9 protein-coding genes, 1 tRNA gene and 1 pseudogene are annotated in these 11,485 nt (G+C 45.7%); 1 reads left to right on the top strand and 10 read right to left on the bottom strand.

What is annotated here, in order from left to right; translation table 11 throughout:
• Positions 1 to 70: 70 nt before the first annotated feature.
• From lon to GX419_06180, 6 genes and pseudogenes are all read right to left on the bottom strand, one after another.
• Positions 71 to 2,497, bottom strand: a complete 2,427-nt coding sequence (gene lon, locus GX419_06155; GenBank protein NLI24268.1) for an endopeptidase La — start codon at positions 2,495 to 2,497, stop codon at positions 71 to 73.
• A gap of 85 nt (positions 2,498 to 2,582) precedes the next feature.
• Entirely contained in the window at positions 2,583 to 3,779 is a 1,197-nt protein-coding gene (locus tag GX419_06160) for a glucose-1-phosphate thymidylyltransferase (protein ID NLI24269.1), read from the bottom strand.
• A gap of 70 nt (positions 3,780 to 3,849) precedes the next feature.
• Complete coding sequence (locus GX419_06165) at positions 3,850 to 4,113, bottom strand: type B 50S ribosomal protein L31 (protein NLI24270.1); 264 nt, start codon at positions 4,111 to 4,113, stop codon at positions 3,850 to 3,852.
• Between the two features lie 145 nt (positions 4,114 to 4,258).
• A pseudogene (locus GX419_06170) lies at positions 4,259 to 5,389 on the bottom strand (GNAT family N-acetyltransferase).
• Positions 5,390 to 5,443: 54 nt separating this feature from the next.
• Positions 5,444 to 6,925: an aminotransferase class V-fold PLP-dependent enzyme gene (locus tag GX419_06175; GenBank protein ID NLI24271.1), complete on the bottom strand. Its 1,482-nt coding sequence runs from the start codon at positions 6,923 to 6,925 to the stop codon at positions 5,444 to 5,446.
• A gap of 64 nt (positions 6,926 to 6,989) precedes the next feature.
• The gene (locus GX419_06180) at positions 6,990 to 8,330 is read right to left on the bottom strand and encodes an oligosaccharide flippase family protein (protein ID NLI24272.1); all 1,341 of its coding nucleotides are present in this window, start codon (positions 8,328 to 8,330) and stop codon (positions 6,990 to 6,992) included.
• 136 nt (positions 8,331 to 8,466) lie between these two features.
• Here GX419_06180 and GX419_06185 point away from each other — a divergent pair.
• Positions 8,467 to 8,542 (top strand) — tRNA-His (locus GX419_06185).
• Positions 8,543 to 8,738: 196 nt separating this feature from the next.
• Here the strand turns inward: GX419_06185 and GX419_06190 are convergent.
• The 4 genes from GX419_06190 to GX419_06205 all read right to left on the bottom strand — a co-directional run bounded on the left by GX419_06190 (position 8,739) and on the right by GX419_06205 (position 11,150).
• Positions 8,739 to 9,104, bottom strand: coding sequence for a hypothetical protein (locus GX419_06190; protein ID NLI24273.1), 366 nt, complete (start codon positions 9,102 to 9,104; stop codon positions 8,739 to 8,741).
• A gap of 243 nt (positions 9,105 to 9,347) precedes the next feature.
• A complete protein-coding gene (locus tag GX419_06195; GenBank protein ID NLI24274.1) occupies positions 9,348 to 9,800 on the bottom strand; it encodes a DUF2147 domain-containing protein in 453 nt (150 codons plus the stop codon).
• A gap of 34 nt (positions 9,801 to 9,834) precedes the next feature.
• Positions 9,835 to 10,359, bottom strand: a complete 525-nt coding sequence (locus GX419_06200) for a dihydrofolate reductase (protein NLI24275.1) — start codon at positions 10,357 to 10,359, stop codon at positions 9,835 to 9,837.
• Positions 10,356 to 11,150, bottom strand: a complete 795-nt coding sequence (locus GX419_06205; protein NLI24276.1) for a thymidylate synthase — start codon at positions 11,148 to 11,150, stop codon at positions 10,356 to 10,358. Before GX419_06205 ends, GX419_06200 begins: the two co-directional genes overlap by 4 nt.
• Between the last annotated feature and the right edge of the window lie 335 nt (positions 11,151 to 11,485).

Genomic DNA, 11,485 nt, shown 5'->3' on the forward strand with positions numbered 1-11,485 from the left:
GATGTCCTGAAAGACCAACGTGCAAAATGCAGAAACGGGGATGCAAGAACAGGCCTGATGCGGGGGTAATTTAATCCATGAGTGCCAGCTTAAATACTTCCATTATATTGCTTACATAATGGAAGGTGATTCCTCTCAGGTATATCTCGTTGATTTCACTTATATCTTTGCGGTTTTCTTCGGAGAGAATAATGTCTGTAATCCCGGCGCGTTTGGCTGCCAGTATTTTTTCCTTGATACCGCCCACGGGCAATACTCTTCCCACCAGGGTAATTTCACCTGTCATGGCCAGGAAGGGCTTAACTTTACGCTGGGTAATTGCCGAAGCGATGGATGTGGCCATGGTGATCCCGGCCGAAGGGCCGTCCTTTGGAATGGCTCCTTCAGGAACATGCACGTGAAGATCATGGTTTTCGAAAAAGTCGGCCGGAATGGAAAGTGACTCGGCATGCGCTCTTACATATTCCAGGGCTATGGTAGCCGATTCCTTCATCACATCACCCAGGTTCCCGGTAAGGGTGAGTTTACCTTTTCCTTTGCTGATACTTGTTTCAACAAAAAGGATTTCTCCTCCCACCGATGTCCAGGCCAGCCCACAAACCACTCCGGGAATTTCGTTCCCGATGTACTTTTCTTTGATGTATTTCGGAGGGCCCAGAATTTTTTCAATGGTGGCTATATCGGGCGAAGAATCGGGTTTTCTTCCGAAGGCAATTTCACGGGCATAATGGCGCATGATTTTAGCCAGGGTCTTATCAAGCTCGCGGACGCCTGATTCCCGCGTATACTTTTCAATAATGTACTCCAGCACCTCCGGTTTAATGTCAACCTGTTTTTTCTTCAGACCATGGGCTTCAAGCTGCTTGGGAATCAGATGCCGGCGGGCAATTTCTATCTTTTCTTCCACAATATATCCGCTCACTTCAATCAGTTCCATGCGGTCGAGCAAAGCAGGCTGAATGGTTGCAGTAGTATTGGCCGTAGCAATGAAAAGCACCTTCGACAGATCATATTCCATTTCAAGGTAGTTGTCGTAGAAGGCATTGTTCTGTTCCGGATCGAGCACTTCAAGCAAAGCAGAAGATGGATCCCCGCGGAAATCCTGCCCTACCTTATCCACCTCATCGAGGACAAAAACCGGATTGGAGGATTTGGCCTTTTTAATGTTCTGGATAATTCGTCCGGGCATAGCACCGATATAGGTTTTTCTGTGCCCCCGTATTTCTGCCTCATCATGAAGTCCGCCAAGTGACATTCTGACATATTTTCTGCCAAGGGCACGTGCAATGGATTTGCCCAGTGAAGTTTTACCCACGCCGGGAGGACCGTAAAGGCAGAGAATGGGTGATTTCATATCTCCTTTGAGCTTCAGCACGGCCAGGTGTTCAAGAATCCTTTCCTTTACCTTTTCCAGGCCGAAATGATCCTGATTGAGAATCTGTTCTGCCTTTGCCAGGTCAAAACGGTCTTTGGTATAATATTGCCAGGGAAGTTCCAGCAGGGTGTACAGGTAGTTCAACTGGACGGAATACTCGGCAGATGCCGGATTGATTCGCTGCAGTTTATCCAGTTCTTTTTCAAATGTTTCAGCGACTTCGCGGCTCCATTTCTTACGTGCCGCTTTCTTCTGCATTTCTTCAATTTCCTGTTCAAGAGGATTTCCGCCCAGTTCGTTCTGGATGGTTTTCATCTGCTGGTGCAGAAGGTATTCTCTCTGCTGCTGGTCGAGTTCTGATTTAACTTTTGCCTGGATATCGTTTTTCAGTTCGAGCATTTGCACCTGCCGGTTAAGATATTCCAGCAGGCGGTGCGCCCGTTTCTTCAAATCGTTTATTTCCAGCAGTCTCTGTTTTTCCTGTGTGGTGAGTTCGCTGTTGGAACTGATAAAGTTGATCAGAAACGAAGAGCTTTCGATATTTTTAACTGCAAACGAAGTTTCCGGAGGAATGTTTGTCGAAAGCTGGATTATCCGGAGAGCAGTTTCTTTAAGGCTTTCTACCAGCGCCTGGTATTCGGCATTGTTCGGGCTGGGGTGTACATCTTTCAATTCATGCACCCTGGCTGTAATATACGGCTCTTCCGAAAGGATTTCATCAATGGCAAACCGTTTTTTTCCCTGGATAATCACCGATGTGCCTCCATCGGGCATTTCAAGAATTTTCACCAGCTGGGCTACAGTGCCAATTTTATAGAGATCGTCATGATGGGGCTCCTCGGCATCGGGGTCTTTCTGGGCAACCGTTCCGATAATCCGGTCTTTCTTATACACTTCACGGATGAGGCGGATGCTTTTTTCCCTTCCTACCGTTATAGGAAGAACGACCCCGGGGAAAAGCACGGTATTGCGGAGAGGCAAAATCGGCAATTGTTCAGGAACTTGCGATTTGTTCAGATGATTCTCATCCTCTTCGGCAATCAGGGGTATGAAGTCGGAGTTTTCGTCAACAGGTCCGGAGATATAAATGTTTTTAAAACGCTGGTCAATACTATCACTCATACTATTTTTTTCCTCCTGCTATGTCAGTTTGTCGTAAAGGAATACCAACAAGCATTATGTCAATAATTATGCCATTCATACAAAGTTAAAGAATACCGGCTTTTTGCCGATACTTTCCGGTAAGGTTAAACACGTCATGAAGAATCTGCTCATCGATAGCGGTCATGGTTCTATTCCTTCGTTCCATCATCCTCCGGGCCGTTTCAATTGCCTTTTCCGGCTGAAAGGTTTTCCAATCTGAGGGTCCGCCCCAGCTGAAAGAAGGAATAAACTTGGGAAGAAACCCGGCACCAAATGCATTTACACTCACTCCTGCCACGGTACCGGTATTAAACATGGAAGAAATACCGCATTTGCTGTAATCTCCCATCATGAGGCCACAGAACTGCAAGCCTGTTTCGGTGAATTCTTCCTCTGCATAACTCCAGACGCGCACAGGAGCATAGTTGTTTTTGAGATTGGAGCAGTTGGTGTTGGCTCCCATGTTTACCCATTCGCCAATTACTGCATTACCGATGAACCCGTCATGGGCTTTGTTGGAATTGCCAAATACAATGCAGTTATTCACTTCCCCTCCGATTTTGCACCCCGGGCCGAATGTGGTAGCACCATAAATGCGTGCTCCCATTTTGATGACAGAGTGTTCGCCAAGGTAAAGCGGGCCGCGGATCAGCGCTCCCTCCATGATTTCTGCATGCCGGGAAATATAAATCGGGCCGGTCTCCGTATTCATGATGCAGGGTGCCACAATCGCACCTTCCTCTATGAAAATCTGTTGTCCGATGCAGGTTACGTGCGAAGGGAGGGTAGCAGACACTTTGTTGCTGGTAAAAAGGGTGAAATCGGAAAGAAAAACATCCCTGTTCATGCGATAAAGTTCCCAGGTGCGGTGCATAATGAGCGGATTGCCATCAAATTGCAGGGTCCTGAAAGGAGGAATTTTTCCCTGGACAAATTGTTCGGCATCGTATCCGTTCAGGCGAAGAGCCAGTATTTTCTGATCCTTCATCAGGGCTTCCCTTTTTCCGAGACTGGCGAGCCGTTCAGCCAGGCCGTTATACGGCAATACGGCGCTGTTAATCAGTATGTTGTCGTCAGTAAGTTCCAGCGGATATTTTTTCTGCAGGTGATTTTCAGCGGCGATGGAACAGGTTTTTCCGAGGATTTTTTCCCAGCGCATGCGGTTAGAAGCCATACCCAGCCAGATTTCAGCAACTGGCCTGGTAAAGGTAAAAGGCCGCAGGTGAATCCGCGCATCATCCTCAAAAAGAACCGGATGCATATTCATAGAATACAAAAGGGTGTCATGCCCCTCAGGCCGATGACACCCCGGTTATGAAAAGTAAGTTCTCCTATTTGTTTTTCTTTTCCAGATGGTTCTTGTAACGGTTCATGAACTTGTCAACACGTCCGGCTGTGTCAACCAGCTTCATCTTACCCGTGTAAAAGGGATGGGAAGTATTGGAAATTTCCAGCTTTACCAGCGGATATTCCACACCGTCAATCTCAATGGTTTCCCTTGTGGCAACAGTTGACTTGCTGATAAACGTAGTGCCGTTCGACATGTCTTTGAACACAACCAGCCGGTAGTTCTTCGGATGAATATCCTTCTTCATAAAATCAGCTCTTTAATTTTTGGCTTGCAAAGATAATGAAAAAAACAATATTTCAAATTCATTCTTCAACATGATGTTGACGGATATCAAATCTGGAAGCTTTTTCAACCGCCTCGGGCATAAACCTTTTGAAGGGTCTGGTTGGGTCGAAAAGATACCGGTAGGTAACGTGGATTTTGGCCAGTCTTGCTCCGACGGCTTCGTAAAGGGAGCGCATTTTGGGATTAAAGTCGCCCACCCATGATAATTCAATTTCCTTATAGTGAAGATAAGGTTTGCTGAAAAAAACCTTTTCAAGTTGCCGGAAGATGGCCGATTCCACGCCCGTATTCTGGAATCGCGGCACTACGCCCGCCACCATGGCCCTTACCCGGTTGATTTTTTTGGTTTTCTTGTAATAAAAGAACCTGATCATATTCCAGAGGTTCATTTTTCCGTTGAAATGTTTCAGGATCTGGTTGATATCGGGAAACATGATGAAGAATCCTATGGGTTCATCATCGTGATAGGCAAACCAAACCAGATTTTCATCTATAACAAATCGGGCTTTGTTAATGGTATTGCGTACGGTCTGGGGATCAAGAGGCGTATAGTCTTCCTTGAACACCGCCCAGGCTTCGTTGTAAATCTTCACCATGTCGGCAATGAACTTATCCTGTTCCCTGAAAGTGAAGTGTTTGAAGCGGAAATTCTGCCGGCGGCTGATCCAGTCAGCTATTTTCCAGAATCGTTCCGGGAAAGGTTTGCGTATATCAAGGTGGTAGCTGAACTGCCGGAAATATTCTTTAAAGCCGTACTCTTCGAAAAGGTTTCGGTAATAAGGAAGGTGGTAAGGCATGCCCATGCCGGGATGGGTGAATCCTTCAATGAGCAGTCCCCAGTTGCTGTCGTTTTCACCGAAATTGATGGGGCCGTCCATGGCTTCCATTCCTTTTGACCGGAGCCATTCGCGGGCGGTGTCAAACAAAAGGCGGGAAGCTTCTGTGCTGTTGATGCATTCAAACATTCCAATTCCGCCGGTAGGCTGGTCATTTTCGTATGCTTTAATGCGGTTGTAAAAGGCGGCAATTCTGCCAACAGGGTTGCCTTTGTCGTCCAGCAGAATCCATCGGTCGGCTTCTCCGTCCTTAAGAAAATTATTCTCTTCCGGATTGAACCGTGATTCAGTTTCCGAATCAAGCGGACAAACCCACCAGGGGTCGTTTTTGTATATGATTCTGGGCACCTCCAGAAAAAGAGAACGTGTCTTCCTGTCGCGTACCGGTAATATTTTCATAGCATCCTGTTTTGTCTGCCGCCGGCTGAACCTGATTTTCGCCTGAACTTGCCATCAGAGGGTGTACCATTTTTTCAGATAATCAGGCTGCGCTTCAGCGTGTTTCACATGAAAAAACTCGTTTTTCCTTGGATTGTAAATATAATCTTTTTTCCAGGCATCAATGTTTTGAATAACGGCACGAAGGCTGTCGGTGAAATAGACGATTTCTTCGTTGGTGGTAGTAGGATGCAGAGACCATCTCACCCATCCCGGCTTTTTGGAAAGATCGCCTGAATTGATGAGCTGGGTAATTTCACGGGATTTTTCATAGCTCACTTCCAGCAGATAATGGCCGTAAGTTCCTGCACAGGCACATCCTCCCCTTACCTGAATTCCGAACCGGTCGTTTAAAAGTCGTACAATCAGGTTAAAATGAATTTCGGGATGATAGAAGGAAAAAATGGGCAGTCGTTCTTCCACCTTGTCGGCAAGAATTTTTATTCCGGGCACTTTGCGAAGTTCATTCAGGGCAAGCCGGGTAATTTCCTTTTCTCTTGCGGCCATGATCACCGGGTTCATTTGTTCTTTCAACCGTATGGCGAGGGCTGCGCGTATTGCCTGCAGAAAGCCCGGCGTGCCACCGTCTTCCCTTGCCTCAATGTCATCCACATACTTGTAGCTTCCCCAGGGATTGGTCCAGTCAACCGTACCGCCACCCGGCTGGTCAGGTACTTCGGAATGGTAGAGGCTTCGGTCAAATATCAGAACGCCTGAAGAACCGGGGCCACCAAGAAATTTATGCGGGGAGAAATAGATGGCATCGAGTTTTTCCATGGGATCGGAAGGATGCATGTCGATGATATCGTATGGGGCCGAAGCGGCAAAGTCAATAAAAACTATTCCTCCGTTTTCGTGCATGATGCGCGCCAGTTCCCGGTAAGGCGGCCGGATCCCCGTAACATTTGAACAGGCGGTAAATGCTCCGATCTTAAATGGCCGGTCTTTGTATTTTCTTATTTCTTCCCGCAAAACATCCGGATTTACAAGCAGGTCGGGTGTAGGCGGAAGAATGACCACGTCAGCCATGGTCTCATACCACGAGGTGTGGTTCGAATGGTGCTCCATGTGGGTTATGAAAACAACCGGACGATCCGGCAGTTTGAAACATTCCTTTACATGCACCCGGGAACACCCTTTGAGGGAAAGAATCCGCTGAAGCTTGTTCACTACTGTTGTCATTCCTGAACCGGCAGTGATGATAACATCGTTTGGTCCGGCATGAACATGCTCCTTAATAATACGGTGTGCCTCATGATATGCCAGAGTCATCCTTGTACCGGTTTCCGTGGTCTCTGAATGCGTGTTGCCGACAAAAGGGCCGAATTCTTCCAGAAGTTTCTGTTCAATCGGATGATAAAGGCGTCCGCTGGCCGTCCAGTCGGCATAAACCACCTTTTGCCTTCCATACGGCGATTCAAAGCTGGCATCAATGCCCACAATCTTTTCCCGGTACGGTCTGAAATACTCTTCGAGGTTTCCTTCTTCCCGGTTCATAATACACCTGTTTAGGTTCAAAGATCATTAAAAAAACGTAAACAGAAAGTGTTATATATCACCATCAGTAGGTAGGAATGATTCTCCGGTCAATCAGTACGAACAAAATAATGATCAGGGCAGAATACATCAGGTGCAATTTAACAGGTATATAGGATTGGGGAGGTATTTTCAGGTGGAAGTAGTTATAGGCTATCAGAACAATTTTTTCGAGGACAAAAATGATCACCGTGGCCAGAGGAACTCCCTGAAGGCCGTAAAACTGAATCAGGAAAAGACTCAATGCTACATTCAGAAAAATTTCCACCACGGAAACCCACATCATCACACTGGTTTTGCGCAGTCCGATGAGAATGGTCTGTGGGAAAACCAAGCGGCTGATTATCAGCAAAAGATAAATCATAAAAATATCTGACCCACGTCGGAAGGCCGGATTGAAAAGATGGATAAACAGCCAGTTGCTGAAAAGGAGCAGAACCATGGATAGAGGAAAGAGCGCATTGATGAGCCGGATGGATTTGTGCCTGATTTTTTTCAGCACTTCTGAAATGTTGCCCGTGGTGGAAAATTCAGGAATCATGGCGGCATGCAGACCGTTGGCCAGCATGACGACCAGGGGGAATTCCTTGGCACCATAACGGAAATAGGCAAAATCTTTTGCATTGAATTTGTTGGCCACAATGAACCCATCAATATACTGTGCCGAACCGCTGAGCAGGGTGCTGATAATCAACGGCCAGGCATAATGCAGATGGGTCTTCATGAATTCCCATGAAAAAACCGGTTCAGCATATTTAACCAGCAAAAAAACCAACCAGATTACCCTTGGAATAGTAGCAATAATAAGTCCTGTAAATGCTTCCTTTATTCCCATGCCCAGCCAGACCGGAATCAAAGTGCCGGCCAGAATAAGGGCATGGCTCAGAAAACCATACAGCAAAACCAGGGATGATTTATTCCGGAGGATATAAATGTATTCAATCAGGTTTGAAGGGTTGCTGATCAGGAAATAGATAAGCACCAGACCAAAATAAGGGACTTTCTTTGCTTCACTGAAAACATGCAGGTTCCCCTGGAGGGTCAGCCCGAAAATGACGAAGAGCAGACTGAACAGGCACAACAGCAGGAATGCGTTCCAGATTTCCGGAGATTTGCGGTCGGTTTTGATTCCGGGGAAAACGGGATTGCTGTTGTAGAGCGATAAAAACGACTGAATAATTCCGGTCACCCAAAAGAAACTGGCAATATTCACCATAAACATCATGAGCTCAAAATCGCCGATATCTTTGGGGCTGTAAAACTTCGACAAGGCAATACTGACAAGCAGAAAGGTAGTAAAGCGCAACAGATTGTATATCTGCAGGCTGGAGATATTGTTGACGTATTTTCCTGCTTGAAATTTCAACCTTTATCTGTCAGAAAAACAAGGGCATAAAGATACACATTTTCCTGAGACCTTTTTCCCTGGTTTGTACACTAAAAAATTAATTCTTAATTTTGCATTCCCTTTCAGGATGTTTAAGAAATTATCCTGAAAACATGGTGGATGTAGCTCAGTTGGTTAGAGTGCCAGATTGTGGCTCTGGAGGTCGCCGGTTCGAGCCCGGTCTTCCACCCTTACGGAAGTAAGAAAACACGAACAGACGGTTGACGAACATTGTCAACCGTCTGTCGCTTTTGAAGGGCCTCGGGTTCCTGCTTCGTACAGCTAATTCCTCTAATAAAACTGAAGGGATTACAGAAAATCTTTCTGCAACCCCTTCATCAACCCAAAACTAACCAACCAACTAACCTAAATCCAACCTATGAGAGTTTAAATCCATTCTTTACTTAGCATCCATGGTTCAACAGCCATGGGTTCTTCCTTATCGGAGACCGGAAGCCCTGTGAAGTATTCCCCGAGCATCCATGCTTCCACTTCCTGAACAGGCTCGTAGGAGACATCTCCCATAAACAGTTCCGGACAAAGCATCCACGATTCTACCGTCACAACTTCCGAAGCAACTGATGCCGGAGAAAAGATTTCAAGCATCCAGGCTTCGACTTCAGCAACCGGCTCACTGTAAACCATGGTGAGGTCTTCCTTTACCGGTGCAAGACTGCGAGGTTTTTCACCGGCATATAGCGCTGTCATTGCGCTTATCAGCATTAATCCTACCACAACAATTCCTTTTTTCATAGCTTTAGTGTTTTGTTACGTCATATTAACAACTGATATGCCAAAATTGTTCAAACATTATAAATCAATGATTTAGACAGAAATTATTTTTGTCATACTCTGAAAAAATGACCATATCCGTACGTAAGGTGTACGAAAACGGTCAAATACCATACTCTGAAATAAGGTCAGGAATTGGAAAAAGAAATTCGTTCCGGAGGAGTTTGCTCTCCGGGACGATTTAAGGTAGCTATAAACGAAGGATTATTCGCGGAGTTTTTCTTCCCTGATCCACGAAGATTCCCGTCCCAGCCAGCGCATGCCCAGCACATATCCTTTCAACTGGAGGATGCTGGGATCTTTTTCATCGAACCAAAGGTAGCAGTCGTAGGTTTTCCCGTTGTCAGGGTCATAAATTGTTCCGCCCGACCACTGTTTTTTATCGGCATCATACTTCAGTCCCCGCAAAATCACCAACCCAAGTATCGGTTCATTTCTTTTGGCGGGATCAGGATTGTTAACATCTTTCTTGTCTTTGTCTTTTTCAAGCCATGCAACTTTTCCATAGTACTTGCCGTCAGTTGCCTTAAAGATGCGGACCTGGGAGGTTTTTTTTGCCGTCAGGTAAACGCCGACAATCTTATCGGCAGGATATTGCGCTGAAACAGCAGAAACTAACATGACGCAGGCGGTCAGGAGAAGGAGTTTTCTTTTCATAGGATTCCGGTTTTTCAGGCGAAAAATAGAAATTTTATTTGTAAATACGGCTATATATTTCATAGGTATATTCAAATCCGAGCGAAGGGTCTTCAGGCCCCTGTTCGGAAGAAATGCACTGCCAGTCTTTGGTTGATATTTCAGGGAAAAAAGTGTCGGCATGGAATGCTTTATGCACCCGCGTCAAATAGAGCATGTCGGCCAGAGGAAGAAACTGTCGATAAATGGAAGCTCCGCCAATGATGAAATTCATTTTATGCGGGTCGCACAGCGAAATAGCTTCTTCAACAGAGTGGGCCGTCAGGCATCCTTCAAACGCATCTTCAGGCGAATCGCTGATAACAATGTTTCTGCGGTTTTTCAGCGGGCGAACTGGTAAGGATTCATAGGTTTTTTTGCCCATTACCACCGTATGACCTTCGGTAATCCTTTTGAACCGCTTGAGGTCATCGCTGATGTGCCAGAGCAGGCGGTTATTGAGGCCTATGGCATTGTTTTCAGCTATGGCCACAATAATGGCGAGGGGTTTTCCGCTGATCCAGTTTTGTTTATCGTTCATACGGAAATGTCGGCTTTAATGTGCGGGTGCGGGTCGTAACCTTCTATAATAAAATCCTCGTAGCGGAAAGAAAAGATGTCTTTGACATCCGGATTCAGCCGCAGGGTGGGTAGTTTTCTGGGCGTGCGGGTAAGTTGCAGTTTTGCCTGTTCAATATGATTCAGGTAAAGATGAGCATCGCCGAGGGTGTGAATGAATTCTCCGGGCTGAAGCCCTGTAACCTGAGCCATCATGCAGGTAAGAAGGGAGTAAGAGGCGATGTTGAACGGAACACCGAGAAAAATATCGGCACTCCTCTGGTAAAGCTGGCACGAGAGTTTTCCTCCGGCAACATAAAACTGGAAGAGGATATGACAGGGAGGGAGGGCCATTTTGTCAATTTCGCCCACATTCCAGGCTGACACAATATGGCGGCGGGAATCGGGGTTGTTGCGCAGGGAATCAACAACCTGGCTGATCTGGTCAATATATTTGCCGTTGGCGGCAGGCCAGCTTCGCCACTGATAGCCGTACACCGGGCCCAGATTACCGTATTCATCGGCCCATTCATTCCAGATGGTTATGCCATGATCGGTAAGAAATTTAATGTTGGTGTCGCCTCTGAGGAACCAGAGCAGTTCATATGCAATGGACTTAAAATGCAGCTTCTTTGTGGTGAGCAGAGGAAATCCCTCCTGGAGGTTGAAGCGCATCTGGTATCCGAAAACACTGATCGTACCGGTACCCGTTCTGTCACTTTTCCGGATGCCGGTCTGCAAAACATGATTCAAAAGATCAAGGTATTGTTGCATTTTATCAAGAAGATTTGCAATTAAATTCTTTTTAATGGTGTAAAAATCGTTATTATCTTTGAAAATTCCCAATAAAGAGTATATTTTTATAATTTACTTAGATTTAGTGTTTTATGTTTTGTCTTTTTATATTATAACGAATTATATTATGCTGAAAGTCAGTTAAAGTTTGTATTTTATCTAAATTGCAAGTGAATTTTATATTGTATGCAAATTATAGCTTTATTCAATCCAGGTTTATTCATAAGAAACACCATTACGATATGCATTAATGAATTAATAAGGTTTACCCCTCTCGATCTTTCTGGAACCTTCTCAATTCAGCGAAAGCGAAG

It is taken from the genome of Bacteroidales bacterium, assembly GCA_012517825.1.
Lineage (GTDB): Bacteria > Bacteroidota > Bacteroidia > Bacteroidales > JAAYUG01 > JAAYUG01.